This window comes from Gluconacetobacter asukensis (genome assembly GCF_014174375.1).
GTDB lineage: Bacteria > Pseudomonadota > Alphaproteobacteria > Acetobacterales > Acetobacteraceae > Gluconacetobacter > Gluconacetobacter asukensis.
The window spans coordinates 105,942-127,338 of record NZ_JABEQE010000010.1 but is presented as its reverse complement, the minus strand read 5'-3'; the positions used below and the strand labels follow the sequence as shown (position 1 = coordinate 127,338).

General features: G+C 65.1%; 13 protein-coding genes and 1 pseudogene. 6 read left to right on the top strand and 8 right to left on the bottom strand.

From position 1 onward, the window contains the following. Position 1 precedes the first annotated feature (1 nt). Complete coding sequence (locus tag HLH35_RS12725; RefSeq protein WP_182979485.1) at positions 2–1,351, bottom strand: calcium-binding protein; 1,350 nt, start codon at positions 1,349–1,351, stop codon at positions 2–4. 199 nt (positions 1,352–1,550) lie between these two features. On the opposite strand from HLH35_RS12725, the gene HLH35_RS12720 reads away from it, so the two are divergent. Continuing rightward, positions 1,551–4,409, top strand: a complete 2,859-nt coding sequence (locus HLH35_RS12720; protein ID WP_182979484.1) for a glycosyltransferase — start codon at positions 1,551–1,553, stop codon at positions 4,407–4,409. A 280-nt stretch (positions 4,410–4,689) separates the two neighbouring features. After that, positions 4,690–5,505: a hypothetical protein gene (locus tag HLH35_RS12715; RefSeq protein ID WP_182979483.1), complete on the top strand. Its 816-nt coding sequence runs from the start codon at positions 4,690–4,692 to the stop codon at positions 5,503–5,505. 162 nt (positions 5,506–5,667) lie between these two features. Here the strand turns inward: HLH35_RS12715 and HLH35_RS12710 are convergent, their stop codons facing one another. From HLH35_RS12710 to HLH35_RS12695, 4 genes are all read right to left on the bottom strand, one after another. After that, entirely contained in the window at positions 5,668–6,678 is a 1,011-nt protein-coding gene (locus tag HLH35_RS12710; protein ID WP_220790663.1) for a YncE family protein, read from the bottom strand. A 61-nt stretch (positions 6,679–6,739) separates the two neighbouring features. Beyond that, positions 6,740–9,484, bottom strand: a complete 2,745-nt coding sequence (locus HLH35_RS12705; protein ID WP_182979482.1) for a TonB-dependent receptor — start codon at positions 9,482–9,484, stop codon at positions 6,740–6,742. Positions 9,485–9,738: 254 nt separating this feature from the next. Beyond that, positions 9,739–11,151 carry a HAMP domain-containing sensor histidine kinase gene (locus HLH35_RS12700; protein WP_246385053.1) on the bottom strand — a complete coding sequence of 471 codons (1,413 nt, stop codon included), beginning with the start codon at positions 11,149–11,151 and terminating at the stop codon, positions 9,739–9,741. After that, positions 11,148–11,846, bottom strand: coding sequence for a response regulator transcription factor (locus tag HLH35_RS12695; protein ID WP_182979481.1), 699 nt, complete (start codon positions 11,844–11,846; stop codon positions 11,148–11,150). The genes HLH35_RS12700 and HLH35_RS12695 overlap by 4 nt, the downstream gene beginning before the upstream one ends. Before the next feature lie 85 nt (positions 11,847–11,931). Here HLH35_RS12695 and HLH35_RS12690 point away from each other — a divergent pair. Both HLH35_RS12690 and HLH35_RS12685 read left to right on the top strand, forming a co-directional pair. Next, positions 11,932–12,734, top strand: a pseudogene (locus tag HLH35_RS12690) (IS701 family transposase); the annotation flags it as partial. A 35-nt stretch (positions 12,735–12,769) separates the two neighbouring features. Next, on the top strand, positions 12,770–13,384 hold the full coding sequence (locus HLH35_RS12685) for a cobyric acid synthase (protein WP_182979480.1): 615 nt from the start codon (positions 12,770–12,772) through the stop codon (positions 13,382–13,384). A gap of 5 nt (positions 13,385–13,389) precedes the next feature. Here HLH35_RS12685 and bluB read toward each other — a convergent pair whose 3' ends face one another. Both bluB and HLH35_RS12675 read right to left on the bottom strand, forming a co-directional pair. Beyond that, the gene (gene bluB, locus HLH35_RS12680; RefSeq protein ID WP_182979479.1) at positions 13,390–14,013 is read right to left on the bottom strand and encodes a 5,6-dimethylbenzimidazole synthase; all 624 of its coding nucleotides are present in this window, start codon (positions 14,011–14,013) and stop codon (positions 13,390–13,392) included. A gap of 60 nt (positions 14,014–14,073) precedes the next feature. After that, complete coding sequence (locus HLH35_RS12675) at positions 14,074–14,217, bottom strand: hypothetical protein (RefSeq protein ID WP_182979478.1); 144 nt, start codon at positions 14,215–14,217, stop codon at positions 14,074–14,076. Positions 14,218–14,616: 399 nt separating this feature from the next. Between HLH35_RS12675 and HLH35_RS12670 the strand changes: the two genes are divergently transcribed. Together HLH35_RS12670 and dacB are read left to right on the top strand one after the other, a co-directional pair. Beyond that, positions 14,617–17,322 carry a TonB-dependent receptor plug domain-containing protein gene (locus HLH35_RS12670; protein ID WP_338029343.1) on the top strand — a complete coding sequence of 902 codons (2,706 nt, stop codon included), beginning with the start codon at positions 14,617–14,619 and terminating at the stop codon, positions 17,320–17,322. 293 nt (positions 17,323–17,615) lie between these two features. Continuing rightward, positions 17,616–19,160, top strand: a complete 1,545-nt coding sequence (dacB, locus tag HLH35_RS12665) for a D-alanyl-D-alanine carboxypeptidase/D-alanyl-D-alanine endopeptidase (protein WP_182979477.1) — start codon at positions 17,616–17,618, stop codon at positions 19,158–19,160. Positions 19,161–19,164: 4 nt separating this feature from the next. On the opposite strand, the gene HLH35_RS12660 is transcribed toward dacB, so the two are convergent. Further along, entirely contained in the window at positions 19,165–21,207 is a 2,043-nt protein-coding gene (locus HLH35_RS12660) for an NAD(+) synthase (protein WP_182979476.1), read from the bottom strand. Positions 21,208–21,397 lie beyond the last annotated feature (190 nt).

Here is a 21,397-nt window from a genome sequence, read left to right as displayed (position 1 = left end):
ATCAGCTCAGGGTAAAGTCGCTGGCCTTCAGGTCCGTGATCCCGACGAACGTGATCCGCGTGCTGTCGCTCAACTGGATCGTGCTGTTGCCGCCCGCAACGGTCGCGGCGGACAGAATCCCCTGCAACCCGTTATTGTTCTGGTACCCGTATTGATACAGCGCGACCAGATTCCCGGCCGAGCTTCCGAAATCGGTAATGATATCGGTACCCCCGCTGCTGGGCCCGTTGGTGAAGGCGAACAGATTGTCGCCGCTGCCACCCGTCATCGTCGCGCTGCCGGTGCCGCCCACCAGCGTATCGTTGCCTGTCCCGCCGACAAACGTCACATTGCCGCCATCCGCAAAGGCATGCAGCGGGTTGCTGGCCTGCGCGCCGTCCAGCGTCTCGTTCCCCGCATTGGCCACGAACAGGGTCGGGCCGGACGCCCCCAGCGTCATGTTCAGGCCCGCTGCGCCGAAGATGGTGGACTGGCCGGCCACCACGCTCGTCATGCCGGTGCCGTTCAGGAAGGTCAGGCTGCCGGTCACGCTGATCGTATTGCCGACACCCTGGACGACCTGCAGGTCTCCGGCTGCGGAAATCGTGTCGGAGACCCCACCGCCGATCGTGCCCGACGACCCGGTGAACGAAACCTTGTCCTGCGCCCCGCCGGTGACGGTGCTGCCCCCGCCCACCGAGACGATGCTGCCGGCGGAATTGTCGACGACGGTCGCATTCGCCCCCAGCAGGACCAGCGAACTGCCGGCATTGATGGTCACCGACTGGGTGCCGAGTGCACCGACAATGGTATCCGTCCCCATCGAGACGACATCGTTGTTGCCATCACCGAGGAAGATCCGGTTTTCACCCCCTCCCGCATTGACGGTATCATTGCCGCCGTCGGTCACGACCAGATCGTTGCCCGCGCCCATATTGATGGTGAAGTTACCTGTCCCGCCGATGAAGACATTGTCACCAGCCGTCGCCAGAAAGCTGCCGCCCGCCGGTCCGCCCAGAAAGGTCGTGCCGCCCAGCGTGCCGGAAATGACATCCACCGGGGTCGTGACCGCATGCGCGTCGATGGCCACCGGCGCCTTCAGCACGGCATCCGTCGCACCGCCCGACAGCGCGCCCGCCACGATGTTGACATAGGCGCCATCCAGCGCATAGGCGCCGCCGACCGTGATCATCCCGACCGCATTGGCGCTGCCGGCGGCGTTGAAGCCATTCTGCAGAGTGGAAAAATTCTTGCCCGCGGCACTTGCCCGCAGAGCCGCCGCATAGGCATTGGCCAGGGCAAGCGTATCGCCGCCATCGACCGTCACGTTCACATTGGTGCCCGCGGCACCCATCACGGTTACAATCGCCACAGCCCGCTCCCCGACGTTGCCTGGCCGGACGACGACATGTCATCAGCCATTCCAAACCGATCCGGAACCGCATCGCACGACGATGCCCGCCCGGAATGACGGGACCATGTAAGCGTGGAGACCTTCCCAAAATATTAACATCCTGTCGTGCAGGATCGAAAAATCATCGGCCACCGCAAGAGGGACGCACGATAATCCGATGGATGCAGACGATTGGCTCCCCATGGCCCACACGCTGCCGGACGCGCCCGGATTGCTGGGATGCGACGCGCTCGATCCCTATTTCCTGACGCCGCCGGACCTGGACCCCGATCCCGCCATCAATATGGTGCTGCCGTTCCTGGCCTGGGTGGTCACCCTCGCCCGCCCCCACAGCATCGGCCTGGCCCCCGGCCGCCCCGCCCTGCACGCGCTCCTGACGGAACAGGCCCACCGCCTGCGCCTGACGCTGACCGTCCACGCCGTCACCGACCATCCACGTCCCGGCACCTGCGACCTGCTGTGGGTGGCGTTGCCGCCGGCGGATATCGGCGACCAGACACCGGAACATCTCGCCCCGCTTCTGTCACCGCACGGTGCGCTGCTGCTGTACGGGCTGGATAACGCAACCGACCGGCATGCCGCATGGTCCCGCTGGCTGGCCGAAATCCCGCGCGCCACAATGCCGCTGGGCCATGGGCTGATATTAGCATTCCCTGGGGCATTCCCTGGAGCCTTGCCCGGGCCGGGCGCACCGCTCGCCGGCCTCTGCGACGCCCTGAACCGCGCGCAGGGGGATAGCGTGGCCGCCAACCTGGCCAGCCGCTTCGCCGCCATCGGCACGCATTGGGCAACCCGGCGCGCCCTGGCCGATGCGCGGGCGGAACTGGCCGAGACCCGCGCCTCCCTCAGCCGCGCCCGGCTGGACGCCATGGAATTGCGGCTCGAACGGAACCGGCATGCACCGCCCGCCGATCCACCGGCCCCCACCCCTCCCGACAGTCCAACGCCAGCCACCTCCGCGCCACCCCCCACACCCACACCCACCCTCCGGGCCCGGCTGGCCCGGCGGCTGGCACGCCCACAGCCCATCCCGGCGGAAACACCGCCTCCCGAACCAGCGCCCGCCCGCCGGCCCATCCGCACGGTCCTGTTCATCTCCGGCGAGCCCGCGACACCCGGCACGATCTACCGCGTCGACCGCAACGCAGCCGCCTGCCGCGCAGCCGGGTACGAGGCAAGAAGCCGCGACTGCGCCGCCGTCGGCCCCGACGACATTCTCTGGGCCGACCTGATCGTCCTGTGGCGCGTGGAATATAGCGGCCATGTCGATACGCTGATCCGGATGGCGCGCGCGCGCGGCGCCCTGCTGGCCTTCGACGCCGACGATATCGTGTTCGAACCCGAACTGGCCCGCGGCGACCTGATCGACGGCATCCGCACCAGCCCCGCCCCCGTGGCGCGGATCGAACGCATGTATGCCGACATGCAGCGGACCCTCCGCCAGTGCGATCTCGCCATCGCCACCACCGAGACCCTGGGCGACCGGATGCGCCCCTACACGCCCCTGACGGTGATCGTGCCGAACATCCACGACCAGGGCACGCTGGAGCGGTCGCGCCGGGCCGCCCGCCGCCGCGCGGCCACCCCATCCGACGGGCTGGTACGGATCGGCTACGCCACCGGATCACGCACCCACCAGCGCGATTTCGCCCGCGCCCTGCCGGGGCTGCTGGCGGTCATGGCCCGGCGGCCGGACGTGCGACTGGTCCTGTTCCGCGAACCGGGGGGCGGCCGCCCACTGCTGCTGACCGAGGAATTCCCCGCCCTGCACGCCTGCGCATCGCAGATCGAATGGCGCGACATGGTCGCGCTGGACGCCCTGCCCGGCGAGCTGGCGCGGCTGGACATCTCGATCGCCCCGCTGGAAACCGGCAATCCGTTCTGCGAAGCCAAGAGCGAGCTGAAATTCTTCGAGGCCGCCCTGGCCGGAACCTGCACCATCGCCTCGCCGACCGCCCCCTTCCGGGCGGCAATCCGCGATGGCGTCACCGGCCTGCTGGCCGACAGCGACGCGGAATGGGCAGGGGCACTGCTCCGGCTGGTGGACAATCCATCCCTGCGCGCCCGCATGGCGCGCGACGCGCTGCATACGGTCCTGTGGGAATACGGCCCCCAGCGTCAGGCCACCCTGCTGGGCCTGACGATCGCGGGCCTGGCAGGCGGCCAGGCCACCGCACAGGCCGGCGCGCTGGCGCTGGCGCTGGCACGCGGTACCACCCGCGTGCGCGCCGTGCCCACCATCCCCGACAGCGAGACATTGCTGCACCAGGACCAGTTGCAGGATGCCGCGGTCACAATCGTCATCACCGCGTACCAATACGCCGATCACATCATCGAGGCCCTGGAATCGGTCCGCCACCAGACGCTCGAACCGCTGGACCTGATCGTGGTGGACGATGCCTCGACCGACGATACGACGGCCCTGGTCAGCGGCTGGATGGCCCGGCATGGCAGGCGCTTCAACCGCCTGCTGCTGCTGCGCGCGCGCCACAATGCCGGGCTGGGCGGCGCCCGCAATATCGGCATGGCCGCCGCCGAAACCCCGTATGTCATGCAGCTCGATGCCGACAACCGCCTGCTGCCCGACGCGTGCGCCCGCCTGCTGGGCGCCATCCGGCAGGCGGATGCGGGCTTCGCCTATCCCATCATCCGCCGCTTCGGCCGGGCGGACAGCGTGATGGGCGATATCCCCTGGCATCCGGGGCGCCTGGTCGGCGGCAATGTCGTCGATGCCATGGCCATGGTGGCAAAATGGGCGTGGGCGGCGGCCGGCGGCTATTACGTGTCCCGCGACGCCATGGGGTGGGAGGATTACGATCTCTGGTGCAGCCTGGCCGAACGGGGCATCGCCGGAGCGCATGTGCCCGAAATCCTGGCCGAATATCGCGTCCATGACGCCGCCATGACCGACAGCGTGACCGAACGCGCGGCCCACAAGCAGCGCGTGGTCGCCCTGCTGCGCGCCCGCCATCCCTGGATACGCCTGACGGCGCCGGAGGCGAGAAGCCGGGCCTGACGGGCGCCCGCGCCGCGCCCCGGACCTGCGTCAGCATCATGCACCTGCCATCCCCGACCGCAACCGGCCATTCAGGCCGCTCTCGCCCGCCAGCCCGCATTTCCAGGCTCTCATCGGCGCCCCGAGGGATCGGCAGTGAACCGCCCCGGGATTGGCGGAGACGACCGGACGCCACCTTCATGAACCCCGGCGGAGACATACCAACTATTTAATTCTGGGCATCTCATTTTCATGGCCTGTTCGCGCGCGTACAGGCCATGAACTGGAAGAGGATATCTCCATGGTTGGTAGTGCATTCCCCGTCGGCAGAAGAAGCGCATGGGGCACCCGTATGGCAGCGGCCTTGCTTGCCCTGGCAACGGTAGCCACATATGATGCGGCGTATGCCGCCGAAAGCGACGTACAGTCCCAGTCCACGCAATCCCTGATCATTTCCTATCGCAGCACTCCTGCCGGGCGACCGGCCCTGCTGCACACGCTGCGCACCCAACTGGCACCACGCCTGCATGCGTTGCAGGCCCAAGGCAGCCTGGCACATTACCGCATCCTGTTCAGCCGCCTTGTCGACGCGAACACCTGGGACGCATTGCTGATCCTCGACTTACGCAACGATGCACAGCTCGCCTCCTGGCGGACGATCGATGCCAGAACCCCCGCCGGGCTGAGCGCGACTGACTTGACGAATGTCACAGCCGTGGAAAGCACGCTCTCCGATCCGGTCGGCCATGGCGGCCCTGCCGATGACGGTCCGGACGCGGTCTACATGGTGGTTCCCTACGATTATTTCGTGCCGACGAAGGACTACACTGCCTATGTCCGATCCTATGTCTTTCCGCAGACCGACGGGTGGATCGCGGCCGGCGCTCTCAATGCCTACCAACTCTATGCCGCCCGCTACGGTGCCGGCCGGAACTGGATGTCGATGCTGGTGCTGGCCTATCACGGCGATAACGGGCTGGACCAGCGCAACGACGTCATCGCCGCTACCCGCAAGACCTTGAGCGCGAACCCCGGCTGGGCGGCAACGGCTAGCGGAAAAGGCCATATCCGTACAGAGAAAGCAGCCATGATCGCGGACCTGATCGCCGGCGGCTGAACCCGGGCGCCCGGCTCGCCATTGGCTGATCCCGCACGGGCGCCATGTCTGCAAGCCGCCGCCCCATATACCGGCGCGGCCCCGCGGGGGAGCCGTGCCGGTATGGCGCCCAAGGTTCCGGCGCCAGCGACCGGCTGAACGCGGCACGCCGGCGCGCGGCGTTCAGCCGGCGCGTACGACCAGAACGTGAAAGCTGCCTGGGATCATGGCCCCGTGCGCCTGCCCGGGCGCGGGGGGCGAGAAACGCGCGGCGGGCAGATACAGCGTGCCGGTCCGGGCGTCCAGGGCGCCGGTGCGTGCGCCCGTTTCGGTCGGAATGCGCTTCACGCCCCCGGGCACGCCGGCACCCGCCAGCGAGATCTGGTCCAATTCCCCGCTGGCGCCGCATGGGATGTAGGCGCGCCGCCGCATGGCATCGAGGATGACGGCATCGGGCCCGCCGCCGATGGCGACCAGGCCTTCCAGCGTCTTCCGCCCAGCCGAGACGATTGCGGCCTTGCCATTGGCGCAGGCCGCGATCAGCCGGTCCGATGCCTTGTCGTACGCCAGGCCGCTGGGCCCGGCGCACGCGCCCAGCGCGATGGCCGGCCCCGCCGCCATGGCGGCGGTGTCGACCGTCTCGATCTCGTTGGCGTCCTCGTTATTGACGTACAGCGTCCCATCCTGGCCCAGCGCGGGGAATTCCAGCCCCGGCTTCAGCGTCACGGTGGCCGTGACCTCCCTGGATGCCAGGTCGATGACCGACACCGTGCCTCCTTTGGCGTTCATCACGAATGCCCGTCCGTGTCGCTCGTCGATGACGGCGCCATCCGGCTTGCGGCCGACGGCGACGCGGCCCGTTTCATGTCCGTCCGTCCTGTCGATGAAACGAACGGTATCGTCGTCACCGCTCGTCACCAGCAGATCCGTGCGGCCCTTCAAGGGCAGCACGGCATGGCCATGCTGGATCTGCCCGATGCTGACGGCGGCCTTCCCGTTCTTCAGGTCGTAATCCGTCACGGAGGTCGCCCGCGCGACATACAGGTGGCCCGTCCCGCGATCGAATGCCGCATAGTCGTAATTGCCGTCCGGCCCCGGCAGGTCGCCGGCCCGGGCAGCCGGCGCCGCGCAGGCGCATGCCGCGACCATGCCGGCCACGAAGCCCCATCCGATCGATTTCAATCCACGCTTCATGTCATATTCTCCAGATTTCCGATATACTGCCGTACCGTGACGCGTCGACCGACGCCCCGGCTCAGAAATGTCCGCGCACGCCGCCCAGCACGGTCTCGTAATAGACCTCGCGCTGGATGGGCCGGCTGTCGCTGGTGCCTTCGATGAACTTCAATGGCGTATTGGTCAGATTCTTGACCGAGGCATAGAGCGCCAGGTTTTTCGTGATGGAATAGGACGCCGACATGTCGACGCGCAGGCGGTCCGCCGTCCAGATATCGGTGGCCTGGGAACCGCCGATCGCGAACAGGTTGCGCGAGACATAGTTGACGCCGACGCGGATGCTGAATTTCGGGTCCTCGTAATAGAGCGCCGCATTGATATTGTTGTTCGAGGTGGATGGCAGCGGCGCGTCGATACCGGGATGGACCTGCCCGGTCGAGATGATCCAGGTATAATTTCCCTCGAACCCCGTATATTTCAGGATGCTCGGCAGGAACGTGAATTTCTGGTTATAGACGGCCTCGAAACCGTAGGCCTGGGCATGAGGAATATTTTTCCAGCTGACGACGTTCACGATGCCGGCCAGGCCGCCGTAATTCACGTAACGATCCTGCCGCGGCATGATGTAGTTGCTGATTTCCTTGTCGAAGGCACCGACGGAGATCAGCCCTCCGTTGCCGGTATAATATTCGAGCGATGCATCGAAGGCGTCGCTCGTCATGGCCGGCAGGCCGGGATTACCGCGCGAGATGGTGCCCGTGCTGGCATCGACGGTCGTGGAGGCGGTATTCTGGTTGAATCCGGGACGCGCCAACGCGGTGGAATAGGACAGCCGCCCGATCAGGCGCGGCATGAAGGTGTAACGGAATTCGACATCCGGCAGGTAATTGAAATAATTCTGCCTGACTGTCGTCGGGGAGAGCACTGTATTGCCATTGGCGTCGATCGTCGTCAGAACGCCCTGGTAATGTCCGTTCGTCGCCTCGAAACGCATGCCGGCCATGACATGTAGTGCCTCGGAGATGTTCCCTTCATACTGGAAATAGCCGGCATAGACATTTTCGTGGTCGAGCTGCGTTCCCTGCAGGCTGGAAATCGCGTCGCCCGCCGGGTCGGACTGGGGCAGGGCGGGCGTGCCGGCAAGGGCGTAAATCCCGGCGCTGTCCACGAACGGGCCGATATTATATTGGTTCTTGTAATAAAGATTGTCCGGACCGTAGGCGAAGCTGGACAGCGGGATCGTGCCGTCGCCGGTCCAGTTCCTGTTATCCTGGGACGTGGTGCGACGACGCAGACGGACCAGGACGCCGACCTTCAACGAACTCTGATTGCGCAGGACGTCCAGCGGGATCAGGGCGTTGGCACCGCCCGACCATTCATTGTCGGAATTTTTCTGCATATTGTCCGCGAGGCTGGTCAGCCTGTAATCGCGGTTCGCGTAGCCTGTGCCATCCAGTGCGGCAAGCGTCGGTTGGTTGGGAGTGGCCATATTGTTGTAGGCGACGGCGGTCGGGCCGGACATGTCGGTGAAGGTCGCCGTCCGGGCCAGCGGGAAATTGCCGTCGCCATGCGACCAGGCTCCATGATAGTCGATCCTGACCCGGCCGATCGTGTTCCGCCCGCCCCAGGTCGCCATGTCGTTCTGGACCGTGTTCAGGCGTTCGACAGCCTGTTTCTGAAAGGTCGCCTGCGGGGCGACGAATCCGGCCTGGTTCGTACCGGCAAGACAATTATAGGGCGCGGGACAATTGCCGTCCCCGGCGCCTGAATCCAGGCCGTTCGCGATCAGGCTGTACCGGTGATAACCTTCGTGATAGCCCGATTCCGCGAACCGGACGAAGAAATGATTGTCTCGGTTCGGATCGAAATCCAGTTCGCCGCCCCGATTGTAGCGGCGGCGAAAATACTGATAGCGCCGCATGTCGATCGTCGAGAGCAGCTTGTCCGGATAGCCCAAGGATTGCTGGTCGGAATAGGCCTCTTCCACATCGTCGACGCCGCGCTGGTCGTTATACATGCCGGCCGTGGCGAAGATGGAAAACGGCCGCGGGTTGGAAACCCAGCCCCCACCCACGCCCGACCCGGCCTGGCCATAGGGGCCCGGATGCCCGCCGAAGCCGAAGCTGGCTCCGGCGGTGATCTGGCCGTTGACCACCGGCGTGCCGCGCAGGGGTTCGGCGCCGCCGCCGATGTCAAATTCGACGAACGGCTTGCCGTTGGGTTCCTGCGTGCGGGGCACGAGGTCGATCGTACCGCCCATGGCCTCGCCATCCTGGTCCGGACGCATCGTCTTGGTCAGGACGACCGAGGCCACCATGCCGGCCGGAATCGCGTCCAGCGCGACCGCGCGGGCACCGCCGAAGACCGAAGCTTGGTTCGACGGCATCACGCGCACGCCGCCGAACGTGACGCCGCTCAAATCCGCGTCGAGACCGCGAATATTGACGAATCGCCCTTCGCCGGTATCGGTCTGGAGCGAGACGCCCGACATGCGCGAAATCGCCTCGGCCATGTTGATGTCAGGGAGTTTGCGGATTTCTTCCGCCGTGCGGACGGTGATCGCATTCGGCGCGTTGCGTTCGGACGCATTCGATGCCGCAATGCCGGTCAAGGCGCCGATCACGTCGAACTTCTCGCCCGCCCCCCCATTGCGGGCCAGCGCATCGTCGTGGATGGCGGCGGCCGTGGCTGGAGCAGCGGCGGCGGGTTGGGCCGTGCGGTGGGCATGGCGGGCCACCATGTGTTTGCGCGTCCCGGCCTTGCCGCCCTTCGCCTGCGGGTCCTGGTGACTGGTGCCGTCGCCGGCGCGCGCGGATGCCGGCATGGAAACTCCGGCCATCAAAGTCAAAGAAATGGCAAGACTACCGTACCGACACGCCTTGCGATGAGCAGAATACTGCATAAGACACCTTTTAACCGGTAAATATAGAGTGCGGCGCTCTCTGACGGCGCCTTACCGGTCTCCGCCAAAACCATATCCGCGAACAGCCAATTACAATTTTTTACAATATTTGCGCATGAAGATTGGGTTACAGTCCAAAGTGTAGCAATACTTAATCTATGTTGGGTATTATTAACTTACCAGCCATTCCGGTGCGCGCCTGTGGTGGCCGGCATGGTCACTTCGCAGCGCAGGCCATGCGGCGCATTGTCCAGCAGCCTGATCTCACCACAATGAAGACGGACGATCGCGCGCACCATGCTCAGCCCCAGGCCCGTTCCCGGCGTGGCACGGCTGCCGTCCAGACGGACCATCTTGCCGAACACACGCTCGCGCTCATGCGCCGGAATGCCCGGGCCGGTATCGGCGACGGCCAGGACGACCTTCCCAGCCGCCCGCCGCGCGGTGACCGTGATCCGGGTTCCCGCGGGGGAATGGTTGATCGCGTTCTCGATCAGGTTCGCCAGCACCTGGGTCAGCAGGACGCGGTTGCCGTCCAGTTCCAGTCCGCCTTCCGGAGGGACCAGGACCAGCGTTTGTCCGTGATCCTCGGCCACCGGGCCGTAGAGACCGGCGAGAGACGCCAGAAGATCGGCGACCGGCAGTCTCTGGGGGTCAGGCGCCCTGTCGTCGGCCTCGATCTGCGCCAGCTTGAGCAGCGTGGAGAAGATCTCCAGCGCCTCGTCGAGACAGGCCATCGACCGCGTGATCGCTCGCACGCGGTCCTGCGGCGCCGTGGCCTCGGCGGCCATGTCCAGTTGCTCGCCCAGGCGCGCCAGCGGACGACGCATGTCGTGCGCGATATCGTTCGTGACCTGGCGGATGCTGGCGATCTGCGCCTCATTCCTGTCGAGCATGGCGTTGAGGCTGCCGGCCAGATGTTCGAATTCGTCGTTCGTCGCGTTCAGGACGATGCGGCGCGAAATGTCGCCGCGCATGATATCGCGCGCAGTCTGGCTGATGGTCTCGATCCGCCGCAACACCAGGCGGCTCAGGACGAAGCCGCCGCCAAGGCCGATCAGGAGGAACCCCCCGCCGCTCCAGACCAGTGTGAGCCATACGTCACGCCGCATGGAGCGCAGGGACGCGCCGTCCATGCCGACGAAGAAATATCCGCCGTCGTCCAGCACCTGTCCCTGGCCAACGACCGGATGTCCGTCCGGCGGCAGCGGAAACCAGGTCCAGGACAGATGACGCGGGCCGTCGATGCGCGGCAGGTCGCGCATGTTGCCGGCCACGGTCCGCCCGTGCGCGTCCTGCAGAAGATAATAGACGGTGGGATCGGACCGGATCGCCGAGCGGATGGCGGACGTGAGATGCGCGACGTCACGGCTGGATACACCCGACAGTGCCTCATCCCGTTCATTGGCGATGGCCTCGTGGATCTGCCGGGTCAGCGAATGCAGGCTGCGATAGCCGGACAGCGCGGTGACCGTCATTCCGCAGATAAAGCAGCAAGCGGCAAACAGGGCGACGATGCGGAAGGACGAGCTGCGCAGGACGGACAGCCTCGACGGGGTTCCATCCGCCTGCCCGTCCATCCATGTCATTGGCCTCGCAGCATGTAACCCTGTCCCCGTACAGTATGGATCAGGGGCGGAGCGTCCCGGCCCAGCCGGTCCCGAAGACGGCTGACATTCGATTCCAGCAGGTTGGTGCGGATCGGGAAATCGATGTCCCAGACGGCCTGCAACAGCATCTCGTGCGACAGGACAATATTCGGATGGCGCATGAAGTATTCGAGGAGTTTCAATTCCTGATCCTGAATGAACAGTTTTTTTCCCGCGCGGTACGCCTGGCGTGCGACAAGATCGACCTCGATATCCGCGAAAATCAGCCGCATCGCCCGGGACGGGGGCCGCAACCGGCGCATCAGGACGTCCAGGCGGGCCGACAATTCGCGGATCGAGAACGGTTTGACAAGATAATCGTCAGCCCCGCGTCGCAGTCCCGTCACACGGTCCTGGATACCGTCCATGGTCGTCAGGACCAGGACGGGCACCAGCATTCCCATAGCGCGCAGGTCGGCCAGGATCGCCAGACCGTCGCCGCCAGGTAGGCGGCGATCCAGAATGATGCAGTCCCACCCGCCCGCCAGCGCCAGTGCCCGCCCGCGTTGCCCGTCCTCGGCCACAGTGATCGCGATATGGGCAAGATGCGCGGATCCAGTGACATAGGCGACGGTCTGCCGATCGTCCTCCACCCAAAGGATTTCCGGAGCGGCAGCGGCCCATTCATTGGTCATGCAGCCGATCGGCATGGGATGGTCACAATCTGATTTCCGACGTGGCCATGATTATGAACGCGAGGATAAGGGACACAAGAGGCTCCCAGAAAGATTGGGTATTGTTAATTCGTCGTCCGCGGCATCCCCCGATCGCGCTTTGATAGGATCGTGGTCGCTGGGACGCGGATGCGTTGCGTGACGTGGTGCGCGATCATGTTGTCGAGCATCTGGGGAATGCGGAGGCGGTGCTGGTGGTCGACGAGACCGGTTTCCTCAAGAAGGGTTCTGCATCGTGCGGGGTGGGACGGCAATATACCAGGTCTGCCGGCAAGATCACCAACTGCCAGATCGGGCTGTTCGTGATCCACGTTTCATCCAGAGGGCACGCTTTGCGCCCCGCGGGCAAAGGCTTCGTCCTTGGTGTCAACGCCAATCACTGGTTCCATTCCTGGCGTCCGGACATCCACTGGTCCGGCGAGGCGCGCGAAATCATCAAGACCCTGCCGGACGAGGCTTGGGTCCGCTGTTCCGCCGGACGCGGCACCAAGGGCGAGCGGCTGTATGACTGGCTGCATTGCCCCATGGCCGATCTCGAGGCCGACGAATATTCAGACACCTCAACGGGGATATGGACCCGTGGGTTGCTGGCGCGGCGCAATCCCGTCGAGGGCGTGCGCTGGCGTATTGAAGAGGGCTTCGAGACCGCCAAGAACGAATTCGGCCTCGACCACAACGAGACCCGATCCTGGCATGGCTGGCACCGTCACATCTCGCTCGTCATGCTGGCTTACGCCATGATGACCGCTGTGCGGTCTCGGGCGAACGTCATGGCGCTAAAAAAAGCCAACCGCACAAACGTGGCACTTATCCGCTAGTCGACCCAGGAAATCCGCCGCCTTGCTGTAAAGATTACCCAAAACCGCATCTCGATCGAGCATATCATGGTCGGCCCGGGGCAAGCCGTTCCCGGCGATACCGACCTGGTCATTCTGCCGGGAACCAAATCCACTATTGCGGATCTCGCTTGGGTGCGAGGCCAGGGGTGGGATATCGATATCCGGGCTCATGTGCGGCGCGGCGGCCATGTGCTGGGCATCTGCGGCGGCTATCAGATGCTGGGTCGAACAATCCGTGACCCGCTGGAGCTGGAGGGCACGGCGGGCGACGTACCCGGCCTTGGTCTGCTGGACCTTGTCACGACGATGCGGCCGGACAAGCATCTCTCGGGCGTGGAGGCGGTCCATGCGTCCAGCGGCGTGCCGATGACGGGCTATGAAATCCATATCGGGGAAACGACGGGCGAGGCTCGTTCCCGCCCGTTTGCCCATGTCGCGGGTGCGCCGGAAGGGGCCATGTCCACGGACGGGCGGGTCATGGGCAGCTATCTGCACGGCATGTTCGCTGATGACGCGTTTCGTGGGGCATTCCTGCGCCAGCTCGGCGCCGCGCCCTCGACGCTGGCCTATGGCGAGGGGGTGGAAGCGGTCCTTGACGCACTGGCCGAGCATCTTGAAGCCCATTGCGATGTCGCCGGGCTGCTGGCGGTGGCGCGATAGAAAACTCAGCGTATCTCCCATGGGTGGGCGTGGTTCTCCTGCCAGCCGACGCGGTGCAGCAAGGGCATGTCATCATCGCATTCCGAATGGCCGATACAGAGATAGGCGGAAAACCGCCATTCGGCAGGGCAATCGAAGATCTGCTCCATGACCTTGGGATCGAGAATGGACACCATGCCTAGTCCCAGATTTTCCACTCTTGCGGCCAGCCATAGGGTGTGAATCGCCATGTTCGTCGAGGCGCTCAATGTGTCCGGCATGGACCGGCGCCCCAACGAGTGGCCTTCTGCGGGATCGGACACGGTGAAGACCGCGAGTTGCAGCGGCGCATGATCCAGCCCGGCGAGCTTCAGGCGTAGATAATCCTCGTGCTGCCGTCCGTCATAGGTCCTGGCGGCTTCGGCGTTACAGCGACTGAAGTCGGTGCGCACGGCGGCACGCAATGCGGGGCTGTCGACGCGAATGACGCGCCAGGGGCGGGCGTTGCCGACCGATGGCGCCAGATCCATCGCCGCGCGCAGTCGCGCGATGACCGGCTCGTCGATCGGGTCGGGACGAAAATGGCGAACGTCCCGGCGCCAGCGCAGGATACGATTCAGGGTTGAGACGTCGGAGGCCGTGAATTCCATCGGGTCAGTCTTTCAGGCCGGCGGGCAGGTCTGTCCAGCCATGCCCGCCCTGATCGTGCATCATGGTAAGCCGTTCAGAAGGATGATGAGGGCCATGAGGGTGGCCAGCATCACCATGACCCGGCGATACAAGGCCAGTCCGCGTGCAAGGTCGGCCGGCTGCGGCTCCGGCGCGGTGCCGTTGAGCCACGGTTCGTCGGCCACGCGATCGGCATAAGTGCGCGGCCCGGCGGGCGCGGCCCCTTCGGGCCGCTCTCGCTCGCCAGCCCGCATTTTTGGTCAGGCCCTTAACCCAGGGTTATTGAGTGCATGTAATTTCGATATCGACATAATCTATCCCCGAATTTACATTTGATATGAAATCACAATGAAATGGTACGCGGTCGCTGTGCGCGTGTGGGAGATATTTTTATGATCGTCACTCGACGTCTACGTAAACTATCACTTCTCGTCGGAGCAGCCGTTATTTCCCTCAACACGGCCTCTGCCGCGCCCGTGTCGGATACGGAGAACAAAGACACCAGGACCAGGAAAAGCGGAAACGCGAATACTTCATCCAAAGCGCCCATATCGGGAAAATCGGCGAACGATGAAGTGATCACAGTGACCGGAAGCCGGATTGCCAACGCGCATGCCAAGACCCCGACACCCGTCAGCACCCTGACGCTGAGCGACATCCTGAACCAGTCGCCGACCAACAATCTCGCGGATCTCGTCAACGAGCTTCCCCAGTTCGCGGGCAGCACGACGCCGCAGAACTCCCGCCTGGCGCTCAGCGGCGGGACGGCGGGCATCAATGCCCTCAACCTGAGAAACCTCGGCGCGGTCCGCTCGCTCGTCCTGCTCGACGGCCGGCGCACCGCGCCGTCCGCCATCACGGGCATCGTCGATATCAACACGCTTCCGCAGCAGCTCGTGAAGCGGGTGGACGTCGTGACGGGCGGCGCATCCGCGCAATATGGCTCCGACGCCGTCGCGGGCGTAACCAATTTCGTGCTCGACAAGACCTATACCGGCCTGAAGGTCAACGCCGATTCGGGCGTCTCGACCTACGGCGACGGGACCAATTACTCGACCTCGATCGCGGGCGGTTTCGGCTTTGCCCACGACAAGGGGCATGTGCTGCTGAGCGGTGACTATGCCCACCAGGATGGCATCTACAGCGTGACCCGCTCGTGGAACGAGAACAACAACCGGATCATGGCCAACCCCGCCTATAAGGCAGGAAACGGCCAGCCCTACTATATCGTGCGGGGGCCCGCCGGAACCAACAATGCTCTGCCGGGCGGCATCATCAACGCGTCGACCGGAACGGTCGCCAACTCACTGAGGGGCACCTATTTCGGACAGGGCGGCAGCGTCAATCACTATGATTACGGCTCGTTCTCGACCTCCACCACATCGCTCGGCGGCGATTATGCCCTCGCGGACAATGGTCGCAACATCGGCCTGTCCCCCGGCAGCGACCGGAAGAATCTCTATGGCCGCCTCAGCTACGACGTGGCCCCGTGGATGACATTGTATGGGGAAGGCGCCTACAACGAGAGCGAGTATATCTATAACGCCGGTCCGCAATATCTCACCTCCATCAAGCTGAATGGTGACAATGCCTATCTGATGGATGCGTTGGGTGCGAACGCGCTCCAGGGTGTCTCGACCGCGACATTGGGCACGACGGCCCATGACATGCCCTATCGCAGGACCGACAACAGGCGGAACGTGCAGCGCTACACGTTCGGCGGCGAAGGCAATTTCACCATGTTCGGCAAGCGCGCCTCCTGGAGCGCCTATGCCCAGTACAGCGCCACCCGCACGCACGAACAGATCTACAACGTCATGAACACCTCCAAGATCGCGAACGCGACCGACGCCGTCCGTGCGCCTGCAGGGAATGCGGCAGGCATACCGGCCGGCACGGTCGTATGCCGTTCGACGCTGACCGATCCGGGCAATGGCTGCTCGCCGATCGACTGGCTGGGCACCGGTGTGATGTCGCAGTCGTCCATCGACTATGCGCTGGGCAACCCCTGGCGCGATGAGAAATTCGAGGAAATCGTTTCGGGCGTAAACCTGTCCATGACGCCCTTCGCCACCTGGGCCGGCGATGTGAACGTCGCCGTCGGCGGCGAATACCGGGATGAAAGAGTGTCCGGCTATGTGCCGACGCAATATCAGACGGGCTGGTCAGTCGGAAACTTCCTGCCGACCTTCGGCGGCTACAATGTCAAGGAAGCCTACCTCGAAACGAACGTTCCTCTTGCCAAGGGGCTTTCCTTCAATGGCGCGGTCCGCGGCACCGACTACTCCACGTCCGGCTACGTCACGACATGGAAAGTGGGCGCCGTCTGGCAGCCCGTTCAGGACATCCTGTTCCGTGCCACCCAATCGCGCGATATTCGCGCTCCGAACATCAACGAGCTCTACCAGGCCGGAACCTCGCGCACGACCTCCGTTCTTGACCCCTGGACCGGAAACACCGACACCGTCCTGGAAACGACGACGGGCAACAGCCAGCTCAAGCCTGAAAAGGCGGATTCCACGGTGGTCGGCTCGGTCATTACGCCGCGCTTCGTGCCTGGTCTTTCCATCTCGGTAGACTGGTTCCACACCCGGCTGAAAGACGCCATCCAGCAGTTCTACTCGCAGGATATCATCGATCAGTGCTACCAGGGCAATCAGAGCTTCTGCTCCGCTTTCCGCCCGGACCCCTCGGGACAGCGCGATCTGCTCTTCAGTGCCATCCCCTTCAACTTCAGCCAGATCACGACCAGCGGCATTGACATCGATGCGACCTACCAGGTTCCGCTCCGTCGTATTTTCCACAAGGCCGACGGAATCTTCACGCTGCACGGTCAGGCGAGCAACTATCTCAGCTACGTCGCCGATTCCGGCCTCAGCCCTGCCATCGATACGGCGGGTGACATCACCTCCGGCCCGCCGAAATGGATCTATCGTTTCTCGGCCTCGTACGACACGTCCCGCTTCAACGTAACCGCCGTCGCACGCGGAATCAGTGCCGGCAACTACTCGAACAGCTACGTGACGTGCACCACCAGCTGCCCCGCCTACAACGCCTACTTCCCGACGATCGACTACAATCGCGTCAAGGGCACCTTCTATTTCGACATGAACTTCACCTACAAGCTCCACTACAATAATCTCGGAAACATGCAGGTCTTCCTGAATGTAACCAACCTGGCCAATGCGGGTCCGGTCATCGTGCCCGAAAGCGGCCTCGCCGCCGACAGCACCTACAGCAGCCTCCTCGGACGGACCTTCCGCGGCGGAATTCGCTTCGAACTCCAGTAAGACGAGCGATACAAGACTGGTCGATATCGTTGGCCGGCAGCGGGCATCAGCCTCGCTGCCGGCCGATGTCCAGTCGGGCACAGGATGGTAGCGGCGGCGCGCTGCGAGAGCGGCTCACCGAGCCGGTCATCACGGGCACGCCCACCGGCCAGGCCGCGCACAGCCTCCTCCATATCGGCCTGTTGTCCGTTCCTGCCCTGGCAAGCATGTTTCCTGTTTCCTGCACTCCCGGATTCCTCGTGCCCCTCATCGAGGCGGCTGAGTTTCCGGTCTTCGCGCCGAGAAAGGACACCATGACCCGCGCTCCCGGATATACCCGTCACAATCCCGGACGTGTGGCATCGCCGTCCCGCCTGGCAGCATTACGGCTCTGCCTGCCGATGCTCCTCTCTGCCTGTACGCTTTCCCCTCCCGACATCCCGGCGCCAGGCGGCACAGCAGCACTCACCGGCCAGATTCACGCCATTCTCGACACACCCGCGCTCGGCGGCACGCGCTGGGGCCTGCTCGTCACGGACATGGACGGCAAGGAAATCCTGGCGATCAATCCCGACCAGCGGTTCATCCCGGCGTCCAATACCAAGATGTTCACGACAGCGGCCGCCCTTGCATCCCTGCCCGGACTGTCCGACCCCGACCGCGCGGGGGGTGCCTCGGTGCGGCTGGTGCCCCATGAAGGCGGCGCTTCGGACGTCGTACTGATCGGCGCGGGGGACGCACGTCTGTCCGACCGGCCCGATTGCCAGACCGATTGTCTGTCGGCCCTCGCCGATGCCACGGCCGCGGCGGGCATCCGGCGCGTCCATGACGTCATGGGGGACGACAGGCTCTTCCCTGACGAACGTTGGGGGCCCGGATGGAGCTGGAACACCCTGCAAACCCGTTCGGGCGCGGCGGTCTCCGCGCTCACGCTCGACGACAATGTCGCCGCCCTGTCCGTGGCGCCCGGCTCCGCCGCGGGTTCTCCGCCATCCGCCACCTGGAAGGACGGAGAAACCTATCTCAGGCTCGACAACCAGGCGGTCACCGTCGGGAAAGGCAAGACCGACCTTCGGATCGAGCGCCAGCCCGGCGCGCGCTGGGTACGGCTTTATGGAATCATCGCGGCTGGCGCGCCGCCGGAGATCCTGGGTGTCGGCATCGAAGATCCCGCCGATTTCGCGGCATGGCATTTCCGCCGCCTGCTGGAAGCGCGCGGGATCGCCGTGGAAGGCGGTAGCGGCGCATGGCACCGTCCGCTCACCCTCACCGACGACGCCCAGGCCCCACCGCCCTTCCCCGTTCCGCCTGCGCCCGTACTCACCCGCCTGACCCCCCCGCCACTGGCGGACGATATTCGTCATCTTCTCAAGGTCAGCCAGAATCTCCACGCGGAAATAATGTTGCGGCGTCTCGGGCTTGCACACGGAACAGGATCGGCCGCGCAGGGCGTCGCGCAGCGCGATGCCATTCTCGCCGCCGCCGGCGTTCCCCGCACCAGCTTCTCTCTTGCCGATGGCTCGGGCATGTCGACATACAACCGCGTGACGCCCCGTGCGGTGGCGGCCTTGCTCCTTTGGGCGAACCGGCAGCCATGGGGACAGGCATGGCGCCAGGATCTTCCGGTCGCAGGCGAAGACGGCACGCTGGCAAGACGCTTCGCCGGCACGGCACTGGCGGACAAGCTCTTCGCCAAGACCGGCACGCTCAACGCCACGCACGCGCTGTCCGGCTACATGATTGCCGCCAGCGGGCGCATGTTGATCGTCTCTTTCTTCGCCAACGACGTACCGCCGGATGTCGGCCGGTCCACGGCGGCGATGGACAAGGCGCTCCTGACCGTGGCGGCGGCGGAGTGAAGGATCAGGCCCGGGGAACGTTGCGCTCCAGCTCCTCCAGCCACAGAAGCGCATTGCCGTCCGACGGCGCGCGCCAGTCGCCGCGCGGCGACAAGGCGCCACCGGCCACCACTTTCGGCCCGTTCGGCACCGCCGAACGCTTGAACTGGCTGAAGCCGAAGAAACGGCTCAGGAACACCGACAGCCAATGCCGGATGGCAGGCAGGTCATAGGCCACGCGCCGGTCGGCCGGGAACCCCGGCGGCCATGTGCCCGCCGCCGGGTCGCGCCAGGCGATTTCCGCCATATAGGCAATGCGCGACGGCCGAAAACCATGGCGCAGCACATGGTACAGCGTGAAATCCTGCAACGCGTAGGGCCCGATCTTCTCCTCGGTGCTCTGCAACGCCTGGCCGGAACCAGCCGGGATCAGCTCGGGCGAAATCTCGGTTTCCAGAATCGCCTCCAGCACCCGCGCCGCGTTATCCTCAACCCGGCGCGAGGCGACGACCCAGCGGATCAGATGCTGGATCAGCGTCTTGGGCAGGCCGGCATTGACGTTGTAGTGCGACATCTGGTCGCCCACGCCATAGGTACACCACCCCAGCGCCAGTTCCGACAGATCCCCGGTACCGATCACGATCCCGCCATGCTGGTTGGCCAGCCGGAACAGGAAATCGGTCCGCAACCCGGCCTGCACATTCTCGAACGTCACGTCATATTGCGGCACACCGCTGGCAAAAGGGTGCCCCATCTGTTCCAGCATCATCCGCGCCGTCGGGCGGATATCCAGCTCGGCCGCCGCGACCCCCAGCGCCCGCATCAGCGCCATGGCGTTGGATTGCGTGCCGGGGCTGGTACCAAAGCCGGGCATGGTATAGGCCAGCACCGCATCGCGCCCCAGGCACAGCTCGTCGGCGGCCCGGATCGCCACCAGCAGCGCCTGGGTGGAATCCAGCCCCCCCGACACGCCGATCACCATGCGTCGCGCCCCGGTGGCCAGCAGGCGCTGCTTCAGGGCCGAAACCTGGATCGTCCAGGCTTCGAAACAATCCTGCTCCAGCCGCGCAGGATCGCTGGGCACGAACGGAAAACGCTCGATCCGCCGCATCAGCCCCAGATCGCCCGGCGGCGGCGCCAGCGCAAAGCCGATCCGGCGCCACGCCGCATCTCCCCGCGCCGCCCGGCAATCGGCAAACGTCCCCATGCGGCTGCGTTCCTGCCGCAACAGGTCCAGATCGACATCCGCCACCGCGCGATGCGGCCCCTGCGGAAAACGAACCGTTTCCGCCAGCAGCGCCCCGTTTTCATAGATCGACACCTGCCCGTCCCAGGCCAGGTCGGTGGTCGACTCCCCTTCTCCCGCCGCCGCATAGACATAGGCACACAGCGCACGCATCGACTGCGAGCGGCAGAGCAGGTCGCGCTGGTCGGCCTTGCCCACCGTGATGTCGCTGGCCGACAGGTTGGCAATCACGGTGGCCCCCGCCAGCGCCGCCTCCGTGCTGGGGGGCACCGGCACCCACACATCCTCGCAGATCTCGACGGCGATCACGAGGCCGGGCAGATCCTCGGCCTCGAACAGCAGGTCGGTACCGAACGGCGCCGTCTGGCCCGCGACATGGATCGTCTGGCCGCGCAGGCCGGCCCCGGCGACGAAATGCCGGGCTTCGTAGAATTCGCGGTAATTCGGCAGGTAGCTCTTGGGCACCACACCCAGAATGGTCCCGCGATGCAGCACCACCGCGCAATTGTACAGCGCGTCCCCATGCCGCAGCGGCGCGCCGGCCACCACCACCGGCATCAGCCCGGCCGTCGCCTCCGCCAGGCTCGCCAGCGCACGCCCAACCGCGTCGAGCAGCACGTCCTGCTGGCGCAGATCGTCGATCGCGTAGCCGGACACGCCCAGTTCGGGAAAGACCGCCAGCGCCACGCCCTGCTCATGGCACGCGCGCACCATGTCGATCATGCGCGCAACATTGGCCGCCGGGTCCGCCAGCGCCACCGGCAGGGTGCATCCCGCCACCCGCGCGAAACCCTGACGATAGAGAGAGCGGAAATCCGGCACGATATGTCACCCGCCTGCTGGAAGCCCTGCCCGAAACATGGAGCAGGGAACGTTGAATCACCCCATCGGGCACGCACGGCCCGCAAGCCATCACAACCGCGCCATAACAGGCCGTAGCGCATGAATCCGCCACGAAAAACGCAACCCTGACGACAGCCAGCTATTGAAGCCCTGACGGACCCTACGGTCC

Coding starts and splice junctions, on each gene's coding strand:
- HLH35_RS12720 (WP_182979484.1), top strand. CDS start 1,551: ATGGATGCAGACGATTGGCTCCCCATGGCCCACACGCTGCCGGACGCG.
- HLH35_RS12715 (WP_182979483.1), top strand. CDS start 4,690: ATGGTTGGTAGTGCATTCCCCGTCGGCAGAAGAAGCGCATGGGGCACC.
- HLH35_RS12685 (WP_182979480.1), top strand. CDS start 12,770: ATGGTCGGCCCGGGGCAAGCCGTTCCCGGCGATACCGACCTGGTCATT.
- dacB (WP_182979477.1), top strand. CDS start 17,616: ATGACCCGCGCTCCCGGATATACCCGTCACAATCCCGGACGTGTGGCA.
- HLH35_RS12705 (WP_182979482.1), bottom strand. CDS start 9,484: ATGCCGGCATCCGCGCGCGCCGGCGACGGCACCAGTCACCAGGACCCG.
- HLH35_RS12700 (WP_246385053.1), bottom strand. CDS start 11,151: ATGACATGGATGGACGGGCAGGCGGATGGAACCCCGTCGAGGCTGTCC.
- HLH35_RS12695 (WP_182979481.1), bottom strand. CDS start 11,846: ATGACCAATGAATGGGCCGCTGCCGCTCCGGAAATCCTTTGGGTGGAG.
- HLH35_RS12710 (WP_220790663.1), bottom strand. CDS start 6,678: ATGAAGCGTGGATTGAAATCGATCGGATGGGGCTTCGTGGCCGGCATG.
- bluB (WP_182979479.1), bottom strand. CDS start 14,013: ATGGAATTCACGGCCTCCGACGTCTCAACCCTGAATCGTATCCTGCGC.